At 66.1% G+C, this 26184-nt stretch carries 20 protein-coding genes, 1 tRNA gene and 5 pseudogenes; 8 read left to right on the plus strand and 18 right to left on the minus strand.

Translation table 11 applies throughout. The annotated features are described in order from the left end of the window. Nucleotides 1-176 precede the first annotated feature (176 nt). The 10 genes and pseudogenes from OJJOAM_RS12740 to OJJOAM_RS12785 all read right to left on the minus strand — a co-directional run bounded on the left by OJJOAM_RS12740 (nucleotide 177) and on the right by OJJOAM_RS12785 (nucleotide 10300). The gene (locus OJJOAM_RS12740) at nucleotides 177-836 is read right to left on the minus strand and encodes a hypothetical protein (RefSeq protein ID WP_422648151.1); all 660 of its coding nucleotides are present in this window, start codon (nucleotides 834-836) and stop codon (nucleotides 177-179) included. A gap of 741 nt (nucleotides 837-1577) precedes the next feature. After that, nucleotides 1578-1988, minus strand: a complete 411-nt coding sequence (locus tag OJJOAM_RS12745; protein ID WP_422648152.1) for an ATP-binding protein — start codon at nucleotides 1986-1988, stop codon at nucleotides 1578-1580. A 506-nt stretch (nucleotides 1989-2494) separates the two neighbouring features. Further along, nucleotides 2495-3280, minus strand: a complete 786-nt coding sequence (locus tag OJJOAM_RS12750) for a helicase HerA domain-containing protein (protein WP_422648153.1) — start codon at nucleotides 3278-3280, stop codon at nucleotides 2495-2497. Beyond that, entirely contained in the window at nucleotides 3277-3906 is a 630-nt protein-coding gene (locus OJJOAM_RS12755) for an SIR2 family protein (RefSeq protein WP_422648154.1), read from the minus strand. Before OJJOAM_RS12755 ends, OJJOAM_RS12750 begins: the two co-directional genes overlap by 4 nt. Nucleotides 3907-3934: 28 nt before the next feature. Further along, a complete protein-coding gene (locus OJJOAM_RS12760; protein WP_422648155.1) occupies nucleotides 3935-4417 on the minus strand; it encodes a hypothetical protein in 483 nt (160 codons plus the stop codon). Between the two features lie 1168 nt (nucleotides 4418-5585). Further along, nucleotides 5586-5670 (minus strand) — tRNA-Leu (locus tag OJJOAM_RS12765). Nucleotides 5671-5814: 144 nt separating this feature from the next. Beyond that, the gene (locus OJJOAM_RS12770) at nucleotides 5815-6684 is read right to left on the minus strand and encodes an NAD(P)-dependent oxidoreductase (RefSeq protein ID WP_422648156.1); all 870 of its coding nucleotides are present in this window, start codon (nucleotides 6682-6684) and stop codon (nucleotides 5815-5817) included. A gap of 80 nt (nucleotides 6685-6764) precedes the next feature. Beyond that, nucleotides 6765-7965: pseudogene (locus tag OJJOAM_RS12775) on the minus strand (ABC transporter substrate-binding protein). Between the two features lie 154 nt (nucleotides 7966-8119). Beyond that, a pseudogene (locus OJJOAM_RS12780) lies at nucleotides 8120-9281 on the minus strand (methyltransferase). 77 nt (nucleotides 9282-9358) lie between these two features. Continuing rightward, entirely contained in the window at nucleotides 9359-10300 is a 942-nt protein-coding gene (locus tag OJJOAM_RS12785; RefSeq protein ID WP_150083333.1) for a CysB family HTH-type transcriptional regulator, read from the minus strand. Between the two features lie 157 nt (nucleotides 10301-10457). Between OJJOAM_RS12785 and OJJOAM_RS12790 the strand changes: the two genes are divergently transcribed. The 7 genes from OJJOAM_RS12790 (at nucleotide 10458) to cobA (ending at nucleotide 17673) form a co-directional block, all read left to right on the plus strand. Beyond that, nucleotides 10458-11231 carry a sulfite exporter TauE/SafE family protein gene (locus OJJOAM_RS12790; RefSeq protein ID WP_265632773.1) on the plus strand — a complete coding sequence of 258 codons (774 nt, stop codon included), beginning with the start codon at nucleotides 10458-10460 and terminating at the stop codon, nucleotides 11229-11231. Nucleotides 11232-11306: 75 nt separating this feature from the next. After that, nucleotides 11307-12986: a nitrite/sulfite reductase gene (locus OJJOAM_RS12795; protein WP_422648157.1), complete on the plus strand. Its 1680-nt coding sequence runs from the start codon at nucleotides 11307-11309 to the stop codon at nucleotides 12984-12986. A gap of 41 nt (nucleotides 12987-13027) precedes the next feature. Continuing rightward, entirely contained in the window at nucleotides 13028-13606 is a 579-nt protein-coding gene (locus OJJOAM_RS12800; RefSeq protein ID WP_422648158.1) for a DUF934 domain-containing protein, read from the plus strand. Beyond that, nucleotides 13603-14412 (plus strand): phosphoadenylyl-sulfate reductase, encoded by an 810-nt coding sequence (locus OJJOAM_RS12805; protein WP_422648159.1) that lies wholly within the window; start codon nucleotides 13603-13605, stop codon nucleotides 14410-14412. The genes OJJOAM_RS12800 and OJJOAM_RS12805 overlap by 4 nt, the downstream gene beginning before the upstream one ends. Before the next feature lie 8 nt (nucleotides 14413-14420). Further along, nucleotides 14421-15407 carry a sulfate adenylyltransferase subunit CysD gene (cysD, locus tag OJJOAM_RS12810; RefSeq protein ID WP_422648160.1) on the plus strand — a complete coding sequence of 329 codons (987 nt, stop codon included), beginning with the start codon at nucleotides 14421-14423 and terminating at the stop codon, nucleotides 15405-15407. Between the two features lie 106 nt (nucleotides 15408-15513). Next, nucleotides 15514-16830, plus strand: coding sequence for a sulfate adenylyltransferase subunit 1 (locus tag OJJOAM_RS12815; RefSeq protein WP_422648161.1), 1317 nt, complete (start codon nucleotides 15514-15516; stop codon nucleotides 16828-16830). 48 nt (nucleotides 16831-16878) lie between these two features. Continuing rightward, nucleotides 16879-17673, plus strand: a complete 795-nt coding sequence (gene cobA, locus OJJOAM_RS12820; RefSeq protein ID WP_422648162.1) for a uroporphyrinogen-III C-methyltransferase — start codon at nucleotides 16879-16881, stop codon at nucleotides 17671-17673. An 80-nt stretch (nucleotides 17674-17753) separates the two neighbouring features. Here cobA and OJJOAM_RS12825 read toward each other — a convergent pair whose 3' ends face one another. The 5 genes and pseudogenes from OJJOAM_RS12825 to ruvC all read right to left on the minus strand — a co-directional run bounded on the left by OJJOAM_RS12825 (nucleotide 17754) and on the right by ruvC (nucleotide 22491). Further along, nucleotides 17754-18377 (minus strand): hypothetical protein, encoded by a 624-nt coding sequence (locus OJJOAM_RS12825; RefSeq protein ID WP_422648163.1) that lies wholly within the window; start codon nucleotides 18375-18377, stop codon nucleotides 17754-17756. Between the two features lie 26 nt (nucleotides 18378-18403). After that, nucleotides 18404-19481, minus strand: a pseudogene (gene ruvB / locus OJJOAM_RS12830) (Holliday junction branch migration DNA helicase RuvB). 284 nt (nucleotides 19482-19765) lie between these two features. Then, on the minus strand, nucleotides 19766-20347 hold the full coding sequence (gene ruvA, locus OJJOAM_RS12835) for a Holliday junction branch migration protein RuvA (RefSeq protein WP_149316773.1): 582 nt from the start codon (nucleotides 20345-20347) through the stop codon (nucleotides 19766-19768). A gap of 181 nt (nucleotides 20348-20528) precedes the next feature. Then, a pseudogene (locus tag OJJOAM_RS12840) lies at nucleotides 20529-21652 on the minus strand (glycerophosphodiester phosphodiesterase). A 293-nt stretch (nucleotides 21653-21945) separates the two neighbouring features. Continuing rightward, nucleotides 21946-22491 carry a crossover junction endodeoxyribonuclease RuvC gene (gene ruvC / locus OJJOAM_RS12845; RefSeq protein WP_150083327.1) on the minus strand — a complete coding sequence of 182 codons (546 nt, stop codon included), beginning with the start codon at nucleotides 22489-22491 and terminating at the stop codon, nucleotides 21946-21948. A gap of 176 nt (nucleotides 22492-22667) precedes the next feature. Between ruvC and OJJOAM_RS12850 the strand changes: the two genes are divergently transcribed. After that, nucleotides 22668-22922, plus strand: coding sequence for a HigA family addiction module antitoxin (locus OJJOAM_RS12850; protein WP_422648164.1), 255 nt, complete (start codon nucleotides 22668-22670; stop codon nucleotides 22920-22922). Between the two features lie 148 nt (nucleotides 22923-23070). On the opposite strand, the pseudogene purH reads toward OJJOAM_RS12850, so the two are convergent. The 3 genes and pseudogenes from purH to dusB form a co-directional block, all read right to left on the minus strand. Further along, a pseudogene (purH, locus tag OJJOAM_RS12855) lies at nucleotides 23071-24646 on the minus strand (bifunctional phosphoribosylaminoimidazolecarboxamide formyltransferase/IMP cyclohydrolase). Between the two features lie 16 nt (nucleotides 24647-24662). Beyond that, complete coding sequence (locus OJJOAM_RS12860) at nucleotides 24663-24896, minus strand: Fis family transcriptional regulator (RefSeq protein ID WP_006578759.1); 234 nt, start codon at nucleotides 24894-24896, stop codon at nucleotides 24663-24665. Continuing rightward, complete coding sequence (dusB, locus tag OJJOAM_RS12865) at nucleotides 24893-25951, minus strand: tRNA dihydrouridine synthase DusB (RefSeq protein ID WP_149316778.1); 1059 nt, start codon at nucleotides 25949-25951, stop codon at nucleotides 24893-24895. The genes OJJOAM_RS12860 and dusB overlap by 4 nt, the downstream gene beginning before the upstream one ends. Nucleotides 25952-26184: the final 233 nt, after the last annotated feature.

A 26184-nucleotide genomic window follows, 5' to 3' on the forward strand; every position in this document is an offset into this window, starting at 1 on the left:
TGCGTCAAGAGAGTGTTGTTTGCTTAAAAAAAATACCCAGCTTTTCGCACGCGATCCATTCTTGCTCAGTTTAACGGCCTCTTCGCGCGCCGCTTCAAGCTCTCGTCGCAAGGCATTTCGTTTGCGTCCGCTCCAGTCACTCCAATTGACCTGCAATCGGTAGCCCTGCCCGGTAATCAACCGGCCCGAAGGTTCACGATTCCCCCGTCGAGGGCGATTTCCATAAAATCGTCAGTTTCTAAAGGCTTACTCCACCGAAGCGAGGCATAGAAGATGCGTGCGTCCGGATAAGTCACCAGAGCGTCGTTCTTGAGCTTCTTGAAGATCGTAAGAAAAGTCTGTTCTTCGACGCCCGGGACCTCCAGTGGTAAATCACGGTCGTATGGAAAGTCGAGGAACGTGCGGCAAATCGGCCGAATGGTGCTAGCCGTATGGCGCCTAGGGCTCTGCGATGACCCGCCGCCATCGCGCGCCCCGCTAGGTCCAGACATTCGTCCTTGATCTACTCCAGTTTGGCTGTCATCCACGACTTGGCGCGTGACCCGCAAGACCAGCCGGGAGGGATAGGGCGCGGGAAACCCTTTAATTGGATCGGTCACGCGCCCTTTCCTGGCACGAGCAACCAGTTTCTCCTTGCCAATTACATCGCAGCCGTCCTCATGACCGCTCTTTGCCGCAAAGTATGGTCGCACCTTATTTTCGGGGCCATAGGCGCATGGCGTGGCCTTCGCTGCGCACCCAACGCATGTGTATCGCTCATGGTCAACGTGATCGAGCAACCATAGCTGCTCCGCTTCGACGATCTTGGCTGTTTGTTTGTCGCGTGCGCTGTCCATGTATGCTGAGGTGAAAGCGTCTTTCTAGGCAATTTGCCATACATCGCTAGCGTTTCCTACCCTACGGGTTGGTGTAAGACCGAAACGCCATCAAAGACCAATAGTCACGGTCCGGTTGAGATGACCCGACGACCTTTCGAACTTCCTTGTGCCTATGCTCGGCGTGGAGTCGTACTAAGCTGTCTAACACAAGAGCAAGGCCGGTTTTGCCGCGGAGGGATGGCAACTACAAAAGGAGTTCACCTTCTGAACATGGGGCGAGAAGGGGAGTGGCCGTCATGATTAACGCCGGCATCATGCAAATTTTGGGGAACTCCACGGTCAGCGCAAGAATCGACCCCGCAGAGGGAGGCCTCTACGGGGCCATATGGTCTTCCGTGTTTTGCTTCGGAAAGGGGAAGGACGTGTGGTCCCGTGGCGGACTCGAACCAACACGCCTTGGTGCGGGATGTCGAGTTAGTGATTAAAATATCTGTATAGGGACATGGAGGGAAGTTGGAGGTGAGTTGAAATACGTTTAATTAGTGTGGTCCAGTAGGTTGGCGTATTCCAAACTCAGTTCCGGAAAACTGGTCCCTGTACCCGTAATGTACCGCCACTTCTGTACAGTGTCAGAAGAAGAACGGTGTGCAAGGGCTGCATTAAGTTGTTGGATATTTGTTCATACTTCGCAGATGTGCCACTGCCACTGCCACTGCCACTGCCACTGCCACTGCCGCTGTTTGCAAGTCCAAACGCACGCTAGCCCCATAGACTCTCAAAGTCCGCCGATCTGGACGAAGGCGGGCGCGCTGGCCTGTTGATCGCGACGGGCAGAGACATCGGTGAGCTCACCCCGACCACCATGGCTTCACCTTGGCCAAGCGTTGGCAGAAATGCCGCAGCAGATGCATCCAAATCCCCACAGGCCTTTTCCACTACATTGCGGTCCCGCTCGTTAATTAACCTGTGCACAATAAACATACCCATCTGACTCAGCACATCCTCTGGGATGTCTCGGGGCCTTTGCGTGGCGAGCACGCATGTTAGCGAGTACTTCCGGCCTTCCTTGGCGATCAATCCGAATGCGTCTAGATCCGTCTTCGAGAATTCATCGCCGACTGATTTGTCCAGAAACTGGTGAGCCTCATCGAGAAGCGTTACGACCGGCATCCCCAGAAATCTCCCCCTGGCGCGCAAGCCCGAGGAGATAGCGCCCGACCGCGTTCGCAACTACTTCTCGCGCATTGTGCTCGAAAGAAAGGAACTCTAAGCTGATGCGAAGGACTCGCTGGGTGGGATCAGCTAGAAAGGCTTCAATGACATCCGGCAGAGGCTCCAAGCCAGCCGGCGAAAACAGGCATTCTAGGCTCGGTGAGGCCAGTTCACTCTCAATGCGGGACATGAGCGTTGCGCAGGCGGATTGTTCGTTCGCATTTGCCCCGCCCCAATTGGTTGCTTGAGTGTTGAACCCAGAAGGATAAACGCACTCCTCCCATATCTGGCTAGAAAGCTGTGCTATATCGAAGAAGGTGCCCGGACGCCTAAGTGCTAGACCATGTTGGACGCAAGCCGCCTCAAATGGTTGCCGTGGAGTGCCCGATTTGCGGATCAAGCCGTTCACTGCCAGTTCTGGAGCCAACTGCGCGATTTTAAGGCTCCGCAATGCTTCTTTCAGCTTAGGTGCTTGGACACCCGGACTCGGCCGCAAAAGCACAAAAAAGATCAGACTCAGTCAACACCCAGTACGGAAAACTGAGAAAGCGCCGTGGGTCGTTTTCATTGACCTTGCGGCCACCGAGGTGCACATGTGTGACGCCAGGACCCGCTTGCGTCTGAAACTCTCCTGTCGCATCAAACAGGATTGCTTTGCCACCGAGGCGAGCGATCTCCTCGACAAGCAGGGCGACGGTCCAACTTTTTCCGCCACCAGTGGCACCAAGCACGGCGCAGTGCCGCCCGAAAAGTTGGCCCGGCGTTAGCGATACTAAGGTATCCCGGAAGTGCGGGAATGTGGCGAGATTTACTCGTCTAGCTTCCGGCGTTGTGCCCGCCTCGACGACCTGCTTGACAACCAAAGGATGCGCCGAGAAGACATGTTGCCCGATGCGTGGCGAGATAGGTACGCCTCTCACCGGACTGCCGGTCTCGAGGTTCACCGCGGTCAGAAGCTGAACGATGCCGATTGGGTTCGGTCGCTCTTCCCGCTCATGCGTCGGCTCCACGGTAAGGCGGTCGCGCTCGGGTAGTTTGGTTTCGACGAGGCGACCAAGCACTGCGTGTTCCTCGCCTTCAATAATGACGAATTCCCCGACCTGGCCGCGCTGAAGCGGGTAGCCTGCTATGTGCGAGCTCCCGGGGCGCGGCGCAAATGGCAGATTTACCTCGACTGACGCGGGACGGACCGTGCAAACCGATCCGACGTATCGCTGCCTATCGAACGGAGAAACGACGAGGCCGGTCATGCGGCACCGATGCTGCGTAGGCGGGCCACGTGACGCTCAAGATCGGTTTCGGCCGCAATGTCGGGCGCGAACTGCACCATCTCTTCAAAGCCGCAGTTAAGGAGTGTGAGTCGCGCGTCGCCGGCGCTCGCCAAGCTCTTTAACCGGCCCAAATACTTGTTGGACAGGCATTCGCCTGGCCCTTGATTCTCACCGCTATTCCAAGGAGCCAGGTTCGGGCTCACCACTACAATCTTCATGGACAAATTAGACCGGATGGCGGACATAATGGGCTCAGCCAAATGGTTGTCATTGAAGCCAAATCCCACGACGAGCAGTCCAGTATCCGGCTGGCGTACTGCCAATTGAAACGCACCAATCATCTCGAGATAGGGCTGCTCGAATGCCAACTCGTACTTTGAGTTACGGGGGTAGATGAGCACTGGCTTGCCGCCTGTCATCCACTTTGTGATTTCGCCTGACGGTTCATGCCGCTGCCAATCGACAGACCCGTGGAGCTTGTACAGGTGAAAGCAGTTTGGAATCGGGTCAAACGAATCGCCGTCGCCATGGCGTCGAACTGTCTCGTAGCTGAAGTGAATCGCATCAAAGGTCGGTGGGACCGTGTGCGAAAAGCCATCAACCACGACGTAGCGGCCTTGCCGTCCGGCTTCCTCATAGCAACGGTCGTAGTTGGTGGTAAAACACCTTCATTCGTGACTTGCGCTGAGGGCGGCGTGCTGCACGTCGCAGGAACTCAGCATGTACCGGCAAAGGGTGGTTGGGCACCACGAAGTTCGTGGCGGCAATGATATGCGCCTCTGCACGGCCAACGAATTTTGTCACCTCGTCCTTCAGCGCCCCGGTGAGAAAAGACTCCGCCAGACGGCATCGAGACATCAGCGCCTCGATGTCGGTCTTATCAGGAGGGTGCCCGACCAAAGAGAGAAGCTGCTGGAAGTTCGGCCCGTTCGGATTGGTTGCTGCTGCCGTGGCATCCTGCAGCCCGCTGATCTGGTGCCACAGGTCTCCCATGGTCGGTGGCTTCGGTCCGCCGACGGCGGCCGGCTGCACACAAAGAGATGTGCCCAGGCCAGCAAGCACGATGAGGTTGTCACACCGCATTACGTCTGAGAGAGCGCGCTTCGCTTCCGCCATTGCAGGGTCTTCAGCGATAGGCACATCGGCGCCCGCCTCGGGGCCAAGGACGGCAGATGGGGGCGGTGGACGCATAGCCAACCAGTCACCATTGGTCCTGGAACTCAGAACTTCCACGGCAGACTCCCAGCGCGCGGTTCGCTTGGAATGATCTGGTCGGGCGACAAAGTTATTTGTCCTTCCAAGATGGCTCTCCTCTTGAATGTCATGCGTTGTCCGCTCAACATGTTTCGGCGGTCTTGTAATACGGAAACCGGCGACAGCCTAACCTGCACTAGTCCGGAAATCCTCAATTTCTCCGTCACGACGAAGACTTTGCGAGCGCTGCCGCGTCAACGCGCGGCTGCACAAAATCTTGCAGGTTGTCTCACCATTAATGAAGCGCTGGGCGTGTACTTCATCTGCTGCGTTCAGCGAGAATCCTTCCAACCGCCGCCGCTTCGCGTTGGATGCGTTCGGTATTTGATATGGTTTTATGGAGCCGTAACGCGCGGTTACCTTCGCCAGCCATGGTGTCTCCTTGCTATAGGCAATTCGATTTTACAAGACAAAGGGGTTTTTCGGTTTCAGATAAGAGCACCACCAAAAAAGAGGGGTGCGCTGTAATTGTCTTGTTTTATACCTGCCATGGACGGCAATATCGGCGGCGTGCCAGCTGGGGCCCGGACTTTCCGAATAACTGCCTCTATCTACGCTCCACCCGTGGGTGGGGCCTCAGGGCAGGGGTTGCGGGCCTCTAGCCCGGAACTCCTGCCCGGGCATAGCGTGGGGCGCTCCTACGGCGTCAAGGGCCGTGTCTCCGCCCTGCCGGCCACACGTACCCTTGGCCCGTCATCCGCTTGGAGGCATCGCTCCTAGCGACGTTGGCTGGAAGAGGCGCCAAGAGCGGGACCAGGAACCGCAGCCCGAAGCGATGCGCAAGGAACGGGTGAGGATGATGCTTGGCGAAGACGTTACCCTTGAGGTCTTCGGAAACCGCTCACTAGTGCTTGCCCGTGTTCTGGACGACGTGCGGCCAGTAGGCAGGGTCCCACATCGTCTTGCTAGCAATCATGTGAGTGCCGCGGGCGGCCGTGGCTACCATGCCGGGCTGCACGTTACATCGTGTGGGCTCTTGCCGGACTAGGGCTGCTGCATCCCCAAGTCTGAATACGGGGAGATATTGTGATGGTGCCCGGGGTCGGACTCGAACCGACACGCCTTGCGGCGGGGGATTTTGAGTCCCCTGCGTCTACCTGTTTCACCACCCGGGCGGGTGCGCGATCGTGCCGGAGGGTTGCCGGAGAAACGGCGGAGGCACTGCGCTGAGCAGCGGATTATGCCGCAAATCGACTGGCCGGACAACCAAGGGGGGCCGGCCACGGACTGGCCGGGCGCCGATTTGCCGGCCGCAGACCTCAGCCCTGATCCTCCAACACGCGCAGCAGCGACGAGGTGTCGTCCTTGCCCCAGCCGTTGCGCATCAGCGTCTGCAGCTGCGCCGCGGTGGCCTGCATTGCGGGCAGGGCGAGGCCGGCCTCGCGGGCGACGTCGGCGGCGAGGCCGAAGTCCTTGTCGTGCAGGCGCGCCTGGATGCCGGCGGCGAAATCGCGGGAGACCATCTTCGGCCCCATCATGTCCAGCATGCGGCTGCCGGCCATGCCGGTCGACATCGCCTGCAGCACGCGCTGCATGTCGACCTGCTGCGACTGCGCGAAGCGCATCGCCTCGGCGATCCCTTCGATATTGACGACCTGCGCGATCTGGTTGCACAGCTTGGCGACCTGGCCCGCGCCGTTGTCGCCGATATGCGTGATGGTCTTGCCGTAGCACGCGAGCAGCGGCTGCACGCGCTCGAGCACTTCCGCCTTGCCGCCGACCATGATGGTCAGCGTGCCCGCTTCGGCGGCGACGGTGCCGCCCGACACCGGGCAGTCGAGCGCCTCGATGCCGCGTTCGGCGAGCGCCTGTGCGATCTCGCGCGTGACCACCGGCGAGATCGTGCTGTGGTCGATGCAGATCGTGCCCGGCGCGGCGCCTTCGATCGCGCCGCCTTCGCCGAGCAGCACCATGCGGACATCTTCGGACGAGGTCACGTTGGTGAACACGACCTCGGCGCCGCGAGCCGCCTCGGCGGGGCTGAAGAACGGCTCTGCGCCCAGTTCGCGGGCCGCGTCGGCGGCTTCCGGCCGGCGCACCGAGGCGCGTACTGTGTGTCCGGCCGCGAGCAGATGGCGCACCATCTGCGAGCCCATCGCGCCCAGGCCGATAAAGGCGATCGTAGTCATGACGACAACTCCTTGCTGATCTTGTTGTTGCTCGGCACCGGGCGTCGGCCAAGAAAGGCCCGTGCCCGGCAATGCCGGCCTTATTGTCCCGCGTAACTGAATTTGCCGTTTCGGATCACGCCCATCACGCGCGAGCGCTGGTCGAACCCCCTGGTGGTCGCGCGGGCTCAGGTTCAGCACGCCGTTCGGCACGGTCAGATTGGTGGTGGTTTCCAGCGCGGTGCGCATGGCCTGGCGGAACTCGCGCGTGCCGGGCTGTGCGCCGGTCTTCAGCGCGCGCCGCGCGGCGTCATCGAGCAGTTGCCACGCGCCCCAGGCATCGCCGGCAAACTGCGTGATCGAATCCGCGCCGTACTTCGCCTCGTAGCGGGTCACGAAGTCGAGCGCGACCTTCTTGACCGGATGGGTGTCGGGCAGCTGGCGCGCGACCACGACGGGGCCGGTCGGGAACAGCGTGCCCTCGACATCCTTGCCGCCCATGCGCAGGAATTCGCCGGTGGCGATGCCATGGGTCTGATAGACCTTGCCCTTGTAGCCGCGCTCGCCCAGTGTCTTCTGCGGCAGCACGGAAGGGGTGCCGGCGCCGGCGATCAGGATCGCGTCGGGGTTGGCGGCCATCAGCTTGAGCACCTGGCCGGTGACCGAGGTGTCGTTGCGCGAGAAGCGTTCGCTCGCGACCACGCGGATCTTGCGGACCTCGGCCAGCTTGGAGAACTCGCGCCACCAGCTCTCGCCGTAGGCGTCGTTGAAGCCGATGAAGCCGACCGTGCGCACGCCGTGGTTGCTCATGTGCTCGGTCAGCACGGTCGCCATCTGCGAGTCGTTCTGCGGCATCTTGAAGGCCCAGCGCCGCTTCGGGTCGGTCTGCGGCTCGACGATCGCGGCCGAGGCGGCCAGCGCGACCATCGGGGTTTCGCCCTCCGATACCGCGTCCAGCGCGGCCAGCGCGGTCGGCGTGATGTTCGGTCCCACGATCACGTCGACCTTTTCCTCGGAGATCAGCTTGCGGACGTTGCGCACCGCGGCCGACGGGTCCGAGCCGTCGTCGAGCAGGATGTACTCGGCCTTCTGGCCGCCCAGCGTCGCCGGCCACATCAGGATGGTGTTCTTGGACGGAATGCCGATCGACGCGGCAGGACCCGTGGTCGAGACATCGATGCCGACGCGAATGTCGGCGTGCGCGGTGCCGCTGAGCAGGGCACCGGCGGCACCGACCGCGGCTAGCGCCAGCGTGACCGGGCGCAGCGAGCGTCGCAGGCGGGGCAGGGTGGATCGTGGCATGGGGTCTCCTCCTTCGGCTTGTTGGCTTCTGTCTGGCTCATCCAGCTTCGATATGGCTTCTATATGGCTCCGATCCGGCTTCGATCCGGCTTCGATCCAGTCCTATAGGGCTTCCATCCGGCTTCGATCGGACTTCCATCCCGTCGGATCGGCATCAGCCTGGCTGGTCGGCGGCCTTCGGCGCGAGCCGCCACAGCGAAGTCATCTCCGCGGCGCGGGCCGCGTGCAGCGGATCGTCGGCATCGGCGGCGCGGGGATGGCGCGGCTTGATGTCGATGCGGCCCAGCACCCGCAGCCCGGCGGCCTCGATCATGCCGAGCAGCGCCTCGCGGCTGCGCAGACCCAGATGTTCGGCGAGGTCCGACAGGATCAGCCAGCCCTCGCCGTCATCGGTCAGATGCGCGGCCAGGCCCGCGAGGAAGCCGCGCAGCATCCGGCTGTCGGGATCGTAGATGGCGTGCTCGATCGGCGCGTTGGCGCGCGCCGGCACCCACGGCGGATTGCAGACCACCAGCGGGGCGCGGCCGGTCGGAAAGAGGTCCGCCTGCACGATCTCCACCTGTCTGGTCAGCCCGAGCCGGGCGATGTTGTCGGCGGCGCAGCCGGGGTGCGCGCGGATCCTGGTCGGTAGCGACGACGCGGGCGATGCCCCGCCGCGCCAGCATCGCGGCCAGCACGCCGGTGCCGGTGCCGATATCGAAGGCCAGCGACTCCCGGGCCAGCGCCTTCGGCAGCGGCGCCTGGCCGACGAGATCGACATACTCGCCGCGCACCGGCGAGAACACGCCGTACCAGGGATGGATGCGGTCGCCCAGCGCCGGCACCGGCACGCCCTTCTTGCGCCATTCGTGCGCACCGATCAGGCCGAGCAGTTCGCGCATCGAGGCGACATAGGGCTGGTCGCCCGGCCCGTAGGCCTCGGTGCAGGCGTCGCGCACATCGGGCGCGCGCCGCAGCGGCACGGTGTGATCGGCCTCGAACGGCAACAGCAGCATGCCGAGGGTGCGTGCGCGCTGCGCCTGGGCCTGCCGATGCAGGTGGAAGGCCTCGGCCGGCGTGGCCGGCGCGGGCTTGGCCTTGGCCTGGCGCTGCGCCCGGCGCGGCTTGCGCTCGACCCGGCGCGCCATCGCCTGCAGCAGCTGGCGCGCGTTCTGGAAGTCGCCGCGCCACAGCAGGGCGGTGCCCTCGCAGGCGAGGCGGTAGGCGGTATCGGCGTCGGTGCGGTCGTCGGCGATCACCACCCGCCGCGGCGGCGGCATGCCGGCCTCGGAGCGCCAGCGGGCGCGGTGCGTCACGCCTTCCTCGGTCCACGCAATGGTGGGCTCGGCCGTGGCGCCGAGGGTGGCCTCAGGCGAGCCGTCCTGGCCGGGCCGCTGTTCAGGTTGGTGTGCGCTCACAGTTCGTAGGCCTCGTGGTCGCCCGACATCGCCTGCTCGACCAGCTTGCGGTTCAGCGTCGGCGAGAACAGTTCGATGAAGGTATAGACGAAGCTGCGCAGGTAGGCTCCCTGTTTGACGGCCAGATGCGTCACATTGGTGCCGAACAGGTGGCCGGCCGGGATGCCGCGCAGATTGCGGTCGCGCTCGGGGTCGAAGGCCACGCCGGCGACGATGCCGATGCCCAGGCCGATCTCGACATAAGTCTTGATCACGTCGGCGTCGATCGCTTCCAGCACGATGTCCGGCTGCAGCTGCCGTAGCTCGAACGCCTTGTCGATCTTGGTCCGGCCGGCGAAGTTCGGGTCGTAAGTGACGATCGGATAACTGACCAGGTCCTCCAACGACAGGTGCGGCTTGTCCAGCAGCGGGTGGTCCGGCGGCGTCACGATGGTGTGCTGCCACTGGTATCCGGGCAGCGACACCAGATTCTTGTCGCCGGAGATGCCCTCCGTGGCGATGCCCAGGTCCGCATGGTCGTGCAGCACCATGTCCGCGATCTGCGCCGGGTTGCCCTGCTGAATGGAGAGGCGCACCTTCGGGTACCGCTTGGTGAACTCGCCGATGACCCGGGGCAGCGCATAGCGCGCCTGGGTGTGCGTGGTGGCGATCGTGAAGTTGCCCTGGTCCTGGGCGGCGTAGTCCTTGCCGACCCGCTTCAGGCTCTCGACCTCCTGCAGAATCTTCTCGACCGAGGTCAGGATGCGGCGGCCCGGCTCGGTCAGGCTGCGGATCCGCTTGCCGTGCCGCGTGAAGATATCGACACCCAACTCTTCTTCGAGCTCGATGATCGCCTTGGAGACCCCTGGTTGTGAAGTGTAGAGCGCTTTAGCGGCTTCGGTCAGGTTGAAGTTCTGACGGACGGCCTCGCGCACGAAGCGGAATTGGTGCAGGTTCATATATCGTCGTCCGTATAAACAAACAACTTCTTATTAGTTTGAGATATGAGGCGAGTTTATTACGATTTGCGAACTTTGTTAATGAACGGCTAGTCCCCGTGCGCCCGGCGTTACAAGGCCGGCGCGGCCCGGCGGGGACCCACTTCGGTGCGCCCCCATGTCCCTGGCCTTTACCGTTTCCGGTCTGTTGGTAGGCGTCCTCGTCGGTCTGACCGGCGTGGGCGGGGGCTCGCTGATGACGCCGCTGCTGACGCTGCTGTTCGGCTTCTCGCCTGCCACCGCGGTCGGTACCGACCTTGCCTTCGCGGCGATCACCAAGGGCTTCGGCACGCTGGCGCACCGCGCCCACGGCCATATCCAGTGGCAGGTGGTCAGGCGCCTATGCATCGGCAGCCTGCCAGCCGCGCTGGCCGCCATTCTCGTCCTCAAGAGCGCCGGCGAACTCGACGCCGGCTGGCTGCACGCGATCCGTCTGTCGATCGGCATCTCGGTGATCCTGACCGTGCTGTCGCTGCTGTTCCGCCGCCAGCTGCTCGAATGGCTGGCCCGCAATCCCCGTTTTCAGCTGGAAGGCCGCGCGCAGGCGGTAGCCACGGTGATCGTCGGCGTGGTGATCGGCGTGCTGGTCACGGTGTCGTCGATCGGCGCCGGCGCGGTCGGCGCGACGCTGATCCTGCTGCTGTATCCGCGCATGAAGCCGGCCGAGGTGGCCGGCACCGATATCGCCTACGCGGTGCCGTTGACCGCGCTGGCCGGGCTGGGCCACGTGTGGCTCGGCACCGTCGACTGGAACCTGCTGCTGGCGCTGCTGGTGGGCTCGATCCCCGGCATCTGGCTGGGCGCGCAACTGTCGCGCGCGCTGCCGGAGCGGCTGGTGCGCGGCGCGCTGGCCACCACGCTGACGCTGGTGGCGATCAAGCTGGTTTCCTAGCGCCGGTGTTTTAGCCCGCGCCGCCGTACCAACGAACACCAACGAACACGAACGCATACTGAACGGACCCACACCATGTATCAGTACGATGAATACGACCAGCGCATCGTTGCCGAGCGCGTCGCGCAGTTCCGTGACCAGGTGCGTCGCCGCCTGTCGGGCGAGCTGACCGAGGAAGAATTCCTGCCGCTGCGCCTGCAGAACGGCCTCTACATGCAGCGCCACGCCTACATGCTGCGCGTGGCGATTCCCTATGGCCTGCTGGCGTCGAAGCAGCTGCGCATGCTGGCGCATCTGGCGCGCCACTACGACCGCGGCTACGGCCACTTCTCGACGCGCCAGAACATCCAGTACAACTGGATGGAGCTCGAGCGCGTGCCCGATGCACTGGCCGACCTCGCCTCGGTCCAGATGCACGCGATCCAGACCTCGGGCAACTGCGTGCGCAACATCACCACCGACCACTTCGCCGGCGTCGCGCCGGACGAGGCGGTGGACCCGCGTCCGCTGGCCGAGCTGCTGCGCCAGTGGAGCACCTTCCAGCCCGAATTCGCCTTCCTGCCGCGCAAGTTCAAGATCGCGATCTCGGCGTCGAAGGACGACCGCGCCGTGGTGCAGATGCACGACATCGGCGTCTACGCCTACCGCAACGCGGCCGGCGAGCTGCGCCTGAACATCCTGGCCGGTGGCGGCCTGGGCCGCACGCCGATCCTGGGCACGATCATCAAGCACGATCTGCCGTGGCAGCACATGCTGACCTATATCGAGTCGGCGATCCGCGTCTACAACCGCTATGGCCGCCGCGACAACAAGTACAAGGCCCGCATCAAGATCCTGGTCAAGTCGCTGGGTGCGGACAAGTTCGCCGAGGAAGTGGAAGCCGAATGGCAGCACAGCAAGGACGGCCCCGGCACGCTGACGCAGGCGGAGTTCGACCGCGTCGCGCAGCATTTCGCGCCGCCAGCCTATGAGAAGCTACCCGACACCGACACCAGCTTCGAGAAGCATCTGCTGGAAGACAAGGCCTTCGCGCGCTGGGTCCGCCGCAGCGTGCACGGCCACAAGGTGCCGGGCTATGCCGCGGTGACGCTGTCGACCAAGCCCGGCGTGGCCGCGCCTCCGGGCGACGTGACCGCCGAGCAGATGGAACTGGTGGCCGACTGGGCCGACCGCTTCGGCTACGGCGAGCTGCGCGTCGCGCACGAGCAGAACCTGGTGCTGCCGGACGTGCGCAAGCGCGACCTGTACGAACTGTGGCAGCTGGCCAAGGCCAACGGCCTGGCCACGCCGAACATCGGCCTGCTGACCGACATCATCGCGTGCCCCGGCGGCGACTTCTGCTCGCTGGCCAATGCCAAGTCGATCCCGATCGCGCAGGCGATCCAGCAGCGCTTCGACGATCTGGACTTCGTGCACGACCTCGGCGAGGTCTCGCTGAACATCTCGGGCTGCATCAACGCCTGCGGCCATCACCACGTCGGCAACATCGGCGTGCTCGGCGTCGACAAGGACGGCGAGGAGTGGTACCAGGTCACGCTCGGCGGCGCACAGGGCAACCAGACCGCGCTGGGCAAGGTGATCGGCCCCTCGTTCAAAGCCGAGGAAATGCCGGACGTGGTCAGCCGCATCATCGAGACCTTCGTCGCGCACCGCGTCGAGGACGAACGCTTCATCGACACCTTCACGCGCATCGGCGTCGCGCCGTTCAAGGAGCGCGTCTACGCGAACAAGCAGCGCGAACGCGCCGAAGCCTGACATTGGCGGCATCGACGACAGCAAACGCATCGAGAACGAATATGGCAAAGATCATCCAACTGCAACGCGCCGACGGCGGCCAGGCCGCCGTGCCGGCGATCGTCGACGACGCGTGGACCGTGCTGCGCGGCGCCGAGGGCCAGGCCCCGACCGACGAGCAGATCGCCGCGGCGGCATCGAGCCAGGACGCGGTGCTGTTCCCGCTGCCGGTCTGGCTGGCGCACAAGGACGGCCTGCTGGCTGGCCGCGACGCGGACCGCACCGGCATCTGGCTGGCACCGGACGACGAGCCGGGCGACGTTGCCGGCGAACTGGCGCGCGTGTCGCTGCTGGCGGTCGACTTCCCGGTGTTCCGCGACGGCCGCGGCTTTTCCACCGCGTATCTGCTGCGCACCCGCTATGGCTGGAAGGGCCAGCTGCGCGCGATCGGCGACGTGCTGCGCGACCAGCTGAACTTCATGAAGCGCTGCGGCTTCGACGCCTTCGCCGTGCGTGCCGACAAGAACATCGACGACGCGCTGAAGGGCTTCAGCGAATTCACCGTGACCTACCAGGCCTCGGTGGACGAGCCGCTGCCCCTGTTCCGCCGGGCGCGCGCCGAACAGCGGGAATCGGCATGAGCGTGATTCCGATCGTCGAACTGCCGGCGACCGCTTCGGAGATTCCGGCCGCCTCGCCGCTGCGCCCCGCGCTGTGGACGGCGCCGGAATACACCGGCAGCACCGCCGCGCTCGAGGCCAAGGAGGCCGCGCTGGCCGAGCGGCTCGAAGCGATCGCGGGCCGCTTCTATCGCGCCCGCTTCGCGTCGAGCCTGGCCGCCGAGGACATGGTGATCACCGACGCGATCCTGCGCGGCTCGGCCGCGCTGCGCGCCGGCATCCGCGTGTTCACGCTGGCGACCGGCCGCCTGCACGCCGAGACGCTGGCGATGCTCGACGAGGTCAAGGCGCACTACGGCTACGAGATCGAGCGCTTCACGCCCGACGCCGAAGCCGTTGAGAACTATGTGCGCAAGCACGGCCTGAACGCTTTCTACGACAGCGTCGAGCTGCGCAAGGAATGCTGCGGCATCCGCAAGGTCGAGCCGCTGAACCGCGCGCTGTCGCACGCCGATGCCTGGCTGACGGGCCAGCGCCGCGAGCAGGCCGTCACGCGTGCCGACCTGCCGTTCGAGGAAATCGACGAGGCGCGCGGCATTCCGAAGTTCAATCCGCTCGCGGACTGGACCGAGGCCGAGGTGTGGGCTTATCTCAAGCGCCATGCGGTGCCGATCAACGCGCTGCACGCCAAGGGATATCCCAGCATCGGCTGCGAACCGTGTACGCGCGCCGTGCGCGCCGGCGAGGATGTACGCGCCGGCCGCTGGTGGTGGGAAAGCCGCGACTCGAAAGAGTGCGGCCTGCACGAACAGAACATCAAGCATTGAGGCCACAGATGGGCATCATGAACGAACTCCAGGCCGGCGCCGCGGCCACGCGCGACGGCAACCCCGACATCGCGCACCTGATCGAGGTGCAGAACGACCACCTGGACCGGCTCGAGGCCGAGTCGATCTACATCATCCGCGAGGTCGCCGCCGAGTGCCGCAACCCGGCGCTGCTGTTCTCCGGCGGCAAGGACTCGATCGTGATGCTGCATCTGGCGCTGAAAGCGTTCCGGCTCGGCAACCGCAAGATCGAGCTGCCGTTCCCGCTGGTGCATATCGATACGGGCCACAACTATCCCGAGGTGATCGCCTTCCGCGACCAGCGCGTGGCCGAGATCGGCGCGCGGCTGGTGGTCGGCCACGTCGAGGATTCGATCAAGCGCGGCACCGTGCGGCTGCGCAAGGAAACCGATTCGCGCAACGCGGCGCAGGCCGTCACGCTGCTGGAAACGATCGAGCAGCACCAGTTCGACGCGTTGATGGGGGGTGCCCGCCGCGACGAGGAAAAGGCGCGCGCCAAGGAACGCATCTTCTCGTTCCGCGACGAGTTCGGCCAATGGGATCCCAAGGCGCAGCGGCCCGAACTGTGGAGCCTGTACAACGCCCGCATGGCGCCGGGCGAGCAGATGCGCGTGTTCCCGATCTCGAACTGGACCGAGCTGGACGTGTGGCAGTACATCGCCCGCGAGAATCTGGCGCTGCCGCCGATCTACTACGCGCACCAGCGCGAGGTGGTCCGCCGCAACGGCCTGCTGGTGCCGGTGACGCCGCTGACGCCGAAGCAGGACGACGATGTCAGCGAGGTGCTGTCGGTGCGCTTCCGCACGGTCGGCGACATCAGCTGCACCTGCCCGGTGGCCAGCACCGCGGCGACCCCGGTCGAGATCATCGCCGAGACCGCGGTCACCGAGATCACCGAGCGCGGCGCCACGCGCATGGACGACCAGACCAGCGAAGCGTCGATGGAACGCCGCAAGAAGGAAGGCTACTTCTGAGCCGGACCGATCCAGCGACATTGACGCACGCCGCGACGCAACTTACGACGCAAGTAACGACGCACGCCGCGACGCAAGCAGCGACGCCCCGAGACAGGATTGCATCATGACCACCCAAGCCGCCCACCAGGGCCTTCTGCGTTTCATCACCGCCGGTTCGGTCGACGACGGCAAGAGCACGCTGATCGGCCGCCTGCTGTATGACAGCAAGGCGGTGCTGTCGGACCAGCTGACCGCGCTGGCGAACGCCAAGAACAAGCGCACCGCCGGCGAGCAGATCGACTTCTCGCTGCTGACCGACGGCCTCGAGGCCGAGCGCGAGCAGGGCATCACGATCGACGTGGCCTACCGCTATTTCTCGACCGCGCGCCGCAAGTTCATCATCGCGGATACGCCGGGCCATGAGCAGTACACCCGCAACATGGTCACCGGCGCATCGACCGCGCACGCCGCGATCGTGCTGATCGACGCCACCCGCGTGACCGTGGCCGATGGCGGCGCGCAACTGCTAGCGCAGACCAAGCGCCATACCGCGATCGTCAAGCTGCTCGAGCTGCAGCACGTGATCGTCGCGGTCAACAAGATGGACCTGGTCGACTACAGCGAGCAGCGCTTCGACGAGATCCGCGCCGCCTATGCCGAGCTGGCCAGCCAGCTGGGCCTGAAGGACGTGCGCTACGTGCCGGTGTCCGCGCTGCGCGGCGACAACATCGTGCACGCCAGCGAGGCGATGCCCTGGTACCAGGGCGAGCCGCTGCTGCCGCTGCTCGAGGCGCTGCCGGTCGAGGAGGTCGCGCCGCAGGGCGAGGCCGCGCTGCGCTTCCCGGTGCAGCTGGTGATCCGCCAGGACGGTGCGCAGTCCGACGATTTCCGCGGCTATGCCGGCCGCGTCGAGGCGGGCACGGTGCGCGTCGGCCAGACCGTGCGCGTGCTGCCGGCCAACCGCGAGGCGGTGGTCGCCGAGGTGCTGACGCCCAACGGCGCGGCCGAGGAGGCGAGCGCCGGCGAGACCGTCGCCATTCGGCTGGCGGAAGACGTCGATGTATCGCGCGGTGACATGTTCGTGGCCGCCGCGGCCGCGGAAAGCGAGCAGGCGCTGCCGGCGAAGAAGCTGCAGGCCGACCTGTGCTGGTTCGACGATGCGGCGCTGAACACCGCGCGCAAATACGTGCTGAAGCACACCACCGCCAGCGTGTTCGCGCGCGTGTCGTCGGTGGACCGCGTGCTCGACGTGCATACGCTGTCGCACGAGACCGGCCGTCACGACATTCGCCTGAACGATATCGGCTCGGTGCAGATCACGCTGCAGAAGCCGGTGGTGTGCGACGTCTACAGCGACAACCCGGCCACCGGCGCGTTCGTGCTGATCGACGAGGCCACCAATCACACGGTCGCCGCGGGCATGATCCGTGCATATTCCTGACATCGAAGCGAGATCGAAGTCGATCCAGGAATCACGAGGAGCAGCAACATGGGCAAGGTCTACCTGATTGGCGCCGGTCCCGGCGCGGCGGACCTCATTACGGTGCGTGGTGCACGACTATTGGGCGAAGCCGAAGTGGTGCTGCACGATGCGCTGGTGTCGCCCGAGATGCTGGCCTGGTGTCCCCAGGCCCGGCTGGTCGAGGTCGGCAAGCGCTGCGGCAAGCGCTCGACCGCGCAGCTCTTCATCAACCGGCAGATCGTCGACCTGGCGCACAAGTACGAATGCGTGGTGCGCCTGAAGGGCGGCGATCCGATGCTGTTCGGCCGCGCCGACGAGGAATTGCAGGCGCTGGAAGAGGCGGGCATCGCCTACGAGATCGTGCCGGGCATCACGGCCGCGCTGGCCGCCGCCTCGGCGATCGCGCGTCCGCTGACCAAGCGCGGCGTGTCGCGCAGCGTGGCGTTTGCCACGCAGGCGAAGGCGCCCGACACCATCGACGTGGAGGCCGACGTCAAGGCCGATACGCTGGTCTACTACATGGGCCGCGACCAGGCGGCTTCCATCGCCGCGCAGCTGATCGCGCACGGCAAGCCGGCATCGACGCCGGCCTGGGTGGTCGAGGCCGCCTCGACCCCGCACCAGCGCAGCCGCCAGTTCACGCTGCGGCAGATGGCGGCGGGCGAAGCCGCGGCATGGATCGACCCGCAACATCCGAGCCTGCTGATGATCGGCGAGGCGCTGGGTGGACGCGCCAGCGGGGCGGTGGATGAGCAGGACAGACAGGACCGCGGGCACGACCGCGGGCACGACGATAGCGAACGGCAGCCGCGCGCTGCTTGAGTTCGAGTCCTTGCACCGCGCCGGCCAATGCCGCTGGTCTTCTCCCCCTCTCCCGCTGAGCGGGAGAGGGGAGCGAACACTCAGCGCGCCGGCCCTTCCCGCGTAATCTCCACCGTCTCCCGATAGACGATCCTGGCCATCTGGCCCGGCCGCAGGCCGGCCACGTCGATCGAGATATCGTCCGCCCGCGCGGCGTGCTCCGCATTGCGCGGACCGCGGAACGTCACCGTGCGTCCGATCGGATCGACCGCGACGATTTCCGCCGTGGCCGTGGTGGTGATCTCGCGCACCACGCCGGGCCGACCGTCGTCGAGACGGCGCGACAGCCGGTCCACCGATTCCGCGGTCGCGACATTGCGGCTCGCCAGCGGCTCCAGCTTCGTGATTCGTGCCGGGCCGCGCGTCACCGTCAGGCGGTCGCCGGCGTTGACCGTACCGAAATGGCGCGCCTCGTCGCCGGTCATCAATTCGGTCAGCTGGCCCTGCGGTCCGCGCACCAGTACCGCATTCGAGGCGTCGATGCGGACGACCTCTGCCGCGGTGGTGGCCGGCGCGGTTTGTGCGCTCGCGCTGCCGATGGCGCCGGCCGCCAACACGCCCATCAACGCGCCCATCAACGCGCCCGTCAACGTGACCGTCTTCGCGCAGGCCAGCGCCAGCGCGCGCGCCCCGCGTCGTATCGTGCTGTCTCGATCGTTCCGCATCGGCGCCTCCACGGTGGTTTATCGGATCATGCGTCGTCCGGCAGGATGCTGCCCTGCGCGCCGCCCGGCGCCGCCAGCCCGAAGTGCCGGTAGGCCGCGGGCGTCGCCACGCGTCCGCGCGGCGTGCGTTGCAGATAGCCCTGCTGGATCAGATAGGGTTCGAGCACGTCCTCGATGGTGTCGCGCTCCTCGCCGATCGCCGCGGCCAGGTTGTCGACGCCGACCGGGCCGCCGCTGAACTTGTGCAGGATCGCCTCGAGCAGCTTGCGGTCCATCAGGTCGAAGCCGACACGATCGACATCGAGCATCGCGAGCGCGGCATCGGCCATCTCGCGCGTAATGGTGCCGTCGCCCTTGACCTCGGCATAGTCGCGCACGCGCCGCAGCAGGCGGTTGGCGATACGCGGCGTGCCGCGCGAGCGGCGCGCGATCTCGAGCGCGCCCGTCGGATCGATGCGCGCATGCAGCAGCTGCGCCGAGCGCGTGACGATGCGGGCCAGTTCGTCGGCGGTATAGAACTCCAGGCGGGCGACGATGCCGAAGCGGTCGCGCAGCGGATTGGTCAGCATGCCGGCGCGCGTGGTGGCGCCGACCAGCGTGAACGGCTGCAGATCGAGCTTGACCGAGCGCGCGGCCGGGCCCTCGCCGATCATGATGTCGATCTGGTAGTCCTCGAGCGCGGGGTACAGGATTTCCTCGACGACCGGCGACAGCCGGTGGATCTCGTCGATGAACAGCACGTCGTTGGCTTCGAGGTTGGTCAGCAGCGCGGCGAGGTCGCCGGGCCGCTCCAGCACCGGCCCGGAAGTCTGGCGCAGATTGACGCCCATCTCGCGCGCGATGATATGAGCCAGCGTGGTCTTGCCCAGGCCCGGCGGGCCGAACAGCAGCACGTGGTCGAGCGCCTCGCGGCGATTGCGCGCCGCGTGCATGAAGATGTCGAGCTGGTCGCGCACCTTCTGCTGGCCGACATAGTCGTCGAGCAGCTTGGGCCGCAGCGCGCGCTCGAACGCCTCCTCGCTGCTGGAGGCGGGCGTGGGGGGCGATCAGGCGGTCGCCGCTGTCGGCAGGGCGGCTCGGGGCGAACTTGTCGGTCTGGATCATGGGGCGGAGGCGGGAAAACTGGCTCGATTGTAGCCCACGGCATCATCGGGGCCGTCCGTCGTCTCAGCGGGCACAGGGCACGCGGGGGCTCGCGCGCCGGCCAGCACACCGGCTCGCACACGGGCTCGCACACCGGCTCGCACACCGGCTCGCACACCGGCTCGCACACCGGCTCGCACACCGGCTCGCACACCGGCTCGCAAACCAGCTCGCAAACCGCCTGCACACCGGCTCGCATGCCGGCTCGCCCACCGCTGCTCACCGGCCCGCGCCGCCGCGCGACCTCAGCCCTTCGACAGGGCCTTCAACGCCAGCTTGATCCCTTCGGAGACACCGGTGCCCGCCGGCACCTGCTTGGTCGCCGCGGCGGCCTCCTTGTCGGAATAGCCCAGCGCCAGCAGCGCGTTCAGGATATCGGCGGCGCTGTCGTGGGCGGCCGCCGCGCCGCCAACATGGCCCAGTTCCGCGCCGAGCTTGCCCTTGAGCTCCAGCAGCAGCCGCTCGGCGGTCTTCTTGCCGATGCCGGGAATGCGCGTCAACCGGCCCGCCTCCTGCAGCGTGATGGCCTGCGCCAGTTCGGCGACGGACATGCCCGACAGCACCGCCAGCGCCATGCGCGCGCCGATGCCGCTGATCTTGATCAGCTCGCGGAAGGTATTGCGTTCCTCGGCGCTGCCGAAGCCGTACAGCAGGTGCGCGTCCTCGCGGACGATCAGCTGCGTCAGCAGCGTGACGGGCTGGCCGACCGCGGGCAGGTTGTAGAAGGTGCTCATCGGCACGTCGACCTCATAGCCGACGCCGTGGCAGTCGACCAGCAGATGCGGAGGGTTCTTCTCGATGAGGGTGCCGGCGATGCGTCCGATCATGGTGGCTTGCGGGGGGATGGGCTGCCGGCGCGCTGTCGCGTGCGCCGGCATGGGTCGGTCTGAAAGGGCGCCAGTGTAGCGCAGCGAGGCAGAGCATCCGCGGCGCGACTACGGAGCTCCATGGCGCTCTATGGGGTGTCTATGGCGCGTCTGCTGCGAATCTACGGCGCTTCTACGGCATCTACGGTGCATCCACCGCGCGGCGTCCCAGCGCCGGATCGTCGGTGAAGAAGCCATCCACGCCGGCGTCGATCAGCGCCCGCGCCTCGCGGATCATGCCGGCCGGATGACGCGCCGAATCGCCGCCCGGGCCGCGCAGGCTCTTGGGCAGGAAGGCGTTCTCGGGCCGCAGCGTGTAGGGATGCACGACGAGGCCCGCCGCATGGGCGTCGCGCACCAGCGCGGTCGGCGTGCCGAGCGCGCCGGCGCTGTCGCGCGGCACCACGTGCGTGCGCTCGGGGCCGATGCCGTCGGCATAGGTGGCCACCTCGCGCAGGCCGAGCGGCGTGATCATGTCCGCGTAGCGGCGCGTATCGCCGGCCAGGCGCCAGTCGGCCGGCGCCTTCGTGGCACTGCCGATCAGCTGCACCAGCTTGACGTTGGGCATCGACTTGCCGATGCGCTGCCGCAGCGCGCGCAGATTGGCGGTCTCGAACGATTGCAGATAGACCGGCGCGCGGCGCGTGTGGGCGTTGGCGCGCAGCGCGTCGACCAGCTTCTCTTCCATCGGCAGGCCGATGCCGCGGAAGTAGCTCGAATGCTTGGTCTCGATATAGAGGCCGATGGTCCTGCCGCTGCGGCGCGAGACATTGGCGGCCAGTTCGATGATCTCGGCGAGCGTCGGGATCTCGAACTTGTCGTCGTATTGCGTATTGGCCGGGCGCAGCTCGGAATGCGCTCGCGCGCGCGCAGCGTCTTCAGCTCGGCCAGCGTGAAGTCCTCGGTGAACCAGCCTTCCAGCCGCTCGCCGTCGATCACCTTGATGCGCTTGCGGTCGGCGAACTGCGGCAGCGTGGCGACGTTGGTGGTGCCCCCGATCTCGTTCTCGTGCCGGGCCACCAGCACGCCGTCGCGCGTGACGACCAGATCGGGTTCGATCAGGTCGGCGCCGTCCTCGATCGCCTTGGTGTACGCGGCCAGCGTATGTTCGGGCCGCAGCGCGCTGGCGCCGCGATGGCCGATCACCAGCGGCTTGGGCTTCGGCGGTGCCGGTTGGGCTTGCGGCGGTTCGGCGGCGGGCGCGGCGGGCGGCACGGGTTGGGTGACGCAGCCCGCGAGCAGGGCGGCCAGCATCGCGGCCGACATCGCGGCGTGGAGCCGCGCGGCGGGCTGCAAGGCAAAACGGGGGATCAAGCTGGGACGGGACATGCGGCCTCCTCGAGCGCGGGATGAGGCCGATTGTAAGTGAGGCGGGCGTCGCCTGGGACGCCGTCAGCGCTGGGAGGGCCGGAGAGCCGCGAGAGCCCGAGAGCCCGAGAGCCGGAGAGCCGGAGAGCCGGAGAGCCGGAGAGCCGGAGAGCCGGAGAGCCGGAGAGCCGGAGAGCCCGAGAGCCCGAGAGCCCGAGAGCCCGAGAGCCCGAGAGCCGAAAGAGCCGGTGCTAGCCGACCAGTCTGCCGCGCCGCACCCGCACGCCCTTGCGCGCGAGTTCGGGCGCAAGGCCGCTCAGCGTCGCCAGCGTATCGCCGCCATTGGCATGGCAGATCGCCACGCCGAGCGCGTCGGCCGCATCGGAGCTGGGATGGCCCGGCAACGCCAGCAGCCGCGCCACCATCTCCTGCACCTGCGCCTTGTTGGCGCGGCCATAGCCGACCACGGCGACCTTCAACTGCAGCGCGGTGTATTCGAACACCGGCAGGCCGTAGCCCACCAGCCCGCAGATCGCCGCGCCGCGGGCCTGCCCGAGCAGCAGCGTCGATTGCGGATTGACGTTGACGAACACCTTCTCGATCGCCGCGCAATCGGGCGCATAGGTCCGCGTGACCTCGGCAATGCCGTCATACAGCGTCTTCAGACGCTCAGGCAGGCTGCCATTGCCATCGCTCTTGATGGTGCCCGAGGCGATGTAGGCGAGCTTGTGGCCGTGCTTTTCGACCACGCCGAAGCCGGTGGTACGAAGGCCGGGGTCGATGCCGAGGATGCGCATTGGATCAATGAGTCCAGGTTGGCCGCTAGTGTAAGCGCGTTCGTTACGGTCGTCGAATCCCGCAAATCGCCGGGCGTAAAGCCAAAGCTCTCAGAGGGTGGATACCAGGACTATCACCAGGCTATCGAGGGGATCGAATCATGACGAGGATGCACAACCCCCCGCATCCGGGTACGGTGCTCGCCGAATGGCTGCGCGACCTGGATGCCATGACGCTGACCGATTTCGCACGACATATCGGCGTCACGCGGGCGACGCTATCGCGCATCGTCAACGGACACGCCGCGATCACGCCCGATATCGCTCTGCGGCTGGAAGACGCGCTGGGCACCAGCAGCGAGATGTGGATCGGTTTGCAGTCCGCCTATGATCTTTGGACTGCCTCACGAAAGCCGCGCAAGCGCATCCAGAGGTTGGCGCGCGCGGCTTGAGGGTCGCCAAGGTTCCCTCTCCCGCCAGCGGGAGAGGGGCAGGGGAGAGGACAGCCGGTCATCGTCGAACTGCGCGTTCGTACCGCTCATTCGATCTGCTGGCCCGGCTGGGAGCGGCGCGTTGCCGCTCGGTCCCCTTGGTCCGGCCTCAATGCCGGAAATGCCGGGTGCCGGTCAGCACCATCGCGATGTTGCGCTCGTCCGCGGCGGCGATGACTTCGTCGTCGCGCATCGAGCCGCCCGGTTGGATCACGCAGGTCGCGCCCGCGTCGACCACCACGTCCAGGCCGTCGCGGAACGGGAAGAACGCATCGGAGGCCACCGCCGAGCCGGCCAGGGTCAGGCCCGCGTTCTGCGCCTTGATGCTGGCGATGCGGGCCGAGTCGACGCGGCTCATCTGGCCGGCGCCGACGCCGAGCGTCCATGCCGCCGCCGCAGAACACGATGGCGTTCGACTTGACGAACTTGGCGACGCGCCACGCGAACAGCAGATCGCTCATTTCCTTCGGCGTCGGATGGCGCTTGGTGACGACGCGCAGCTCGGACGGCTGCACGTTCTTGGCATCCGGGCTCTGCAGCAGCAGGCCGCCGCCGACGCGCTTCAGGTCATACTGGTTGACGCCCTTGCCGAGCGGAATTTCGAGCAGACGCACGTTCTGCTTGGCGGCGAATACCTCGCGTGCTTGCGCGCTGAACGACGGCGCGATCAGCACCTCCACGAACTGCTTGGCGACTGCCTGCGCGGCCGTGCCGTCGAGCTCGACGTTGAAGGCGATGATGCCGCCGAAGGCCGAGGTCGAATCGGTCTTGAACGCCTTCTCGTAGGCCTCCAGCGCATTGGCGCCGATTGCCACGCCGCACGGGTTGGCGTGCTTGATGATGACGCAGGCCGCGCCATCGCCCGCTCCGAAGGACTTGACGCATTCCCACGCCGCGTCGGCGTCGGCGATGTTGTTGTACGACAGCTCCTTGCCCTGCAGCTGCACGTAGTTGGCGAGCGCCCCATCGACGGCCTTCAGGTCGCGGTAGAACGCCGCCGACTGGTGCGGGTTCTCGCCGTAGCGCATCTCCTGCACCTTCTCGAACGCCAGGTTCAGCGTCTGCGGGTAGGCGCTGCGGGCCTGGTGCGACTTGTCCGCGCCGAGGCTGGTCAGGTAGTTGGTGATGGCGCCATCGTATTGCGCGGTATGCGCGAACACCTTGGTGGCCAGCCGGAAGTTGGTGTCGTAGCCGACCTGGTTGCCGTTGGCGCGCATTTCGTCGAGCACCGGCGCGTAGTCGGCCGGATCGACGATCACCGTGACGTCGCGATGGTTCTTCGCCGCCGAGCGCAGCATGGTCGGGCCGCCGATGTCGATGTTCTCGATCGCGTCGGGCAGCGTGCAGTCGTCCTTGGCGACGGTCTGCTGGAACGGGTACAGGTTGACCACCAGCAGGTCGATGGTCGGGATGTCGTGCTGGGCCAGCGCGGCCATGTGCTCCGGCAGGTCGCGGCGCGCCAGGATGCCGCCGTGGACCTTCGGGTGCAGCGTCTTGACGCGGCCGTCGAGCATCTCGGGGAAGCCGGTGTAGTCGGCCACCTCGGTGACCGGCAGGCCGGCGTCGGCGAGCAGTTTGGCGGTGCCGCCGGTGGACAGCAGCGTCACGCCGAGCGCATGCAGTTCGCGCGCGAAGTCGACGATGCCGGTCTTGTCGGAAACGGAGAGAAGGGCTTGCTTGATCATGGTGATGGAGGACGCTTCAAAGTAAACCGTGCTGCTGCAGCTTCTTGCGCAGCGTATTGCGATTGATGCCGAGATAGGCCGCGGCGAGCGACTGGTTGCGGTCGGCACGCGCCATCACCGTCTCCAGCAGCGGCCGTTCCACCGCCTCCAGCACCATGTTGTACATGTTCGACGGCTGCTCGCCGTCCAGATCGCGGAAATAGGCGCTCAGGCTGTCCCGGATGCATTGGTCGATAACATTGCGGCTCATGCGGCAAGCAACTCCCTGTTGTTGTTGTTCGATGCGCCGGTCTGTGCTTCGCCTTCGTCGACATACACCAGCCGGTCGGACAGCGCGGCCTGCTCGTCGAAGAAAGCGTTGACGGCGGCCAGCTGCGCCTCGGTGCTTTCCAGTGTGTTCATCCGGTGCCGGAACAGGTTGGCACCCTTGAGCCCGCGCGTGTACCAGGCAATATGCTTGCGCGCGGTACGCACGCCGGTGAATTCGCCATAGAAGGCGTAGTGGTCCTGCAGATGCGCGTTCATGATGGCTCGGATCTCGGCCACTTCCGGCGCCGGCAGCAGCTCGCCGGTGGCGAGGAAATGCGCGATCTCGCGGAACAGCCACGGGCGTCCCTGCGCGGCGCGGCCGATCATGATCGCATCGGCGCCCGTGGCGGCCAGCACGTGGCGCGCCTTCTGCGGCGTCGTGATGTCGCCGTTGGCGACCACCGGAATGCGGATCGCGTCCTTGACCGCGGCGATGGTCTCGTACTCCGCCTCGCCGTGATACAGATCGGCGCGGGTGCGGCCATGCACGGTCAGCATGCTGATGCCCGCCGCTTCCGCCATGCGTGCGACGCGCACCGCGTTGCGGTTCTGCCGGTCCCAGCCGGTGCGGATTTTCAGCGTGACGGGCACGCGATCGCCCACCGCGCCGACCACCGCCTCGACGATGCGCACCACCAGCGGCTCGTTCTGCAGCAGCGCCGAGCCGGCCGCGACGTTGCAGACCTTCTTGGCCGGGCAACCCATATTGATATCGATGATCTGCGCGCCGCGGTCGACGTTGTAGCGCGCGGCCTCCGCCATCATGCCGGGCTCGGCTCCGGCGATCTGCACCGCGATCGGCTCGACCTCGCCGTCGTGGTTGGCGCGGCGCATGGTCTTTTCGCTCTTCCACAGCTGCGCGTTCGACGCCACCATCTCCGAGACCGCATAGCCCGCGCCGAGCTTCTTGCACAGCTGGCGGAAGGGGCGGTCCGTGACGCCGGCCATCGGCGCGACGAACAGGTTGTTGCGAAGTTGGTGAGGTCCGATTTGCACGGCTAAGGGTCCGGCGACGTCCAGAAGGCTGGCCGTGACCGGGCGCCAATGGGCGGTGTCACGGATCGAATGGCGAAAAGCATGCCCGGCCGAGGCAGCGTCGGCGGTAAAGCGGGGGGCATGTGCGAGGGCGGGATTTTACCGCTAAACCGGCCGGCTGCCCAAGAAATAAGCAGGGCCGATGTGCTGCGGCGCGACATCGACTCGGGAGCGACCCCGGGCGGCCCGGAGCG

It is taken from the genome of Cupriavidus sp. H18C1, assembly GCF_049311595.1.
Taxonomy (GTDB): Bacteria; Pseudomonadota; Gammaproteobacteria; order Burkholderiales; family Burkholderiaceae; genus Cupriavidus; species Cupriavidus cauae.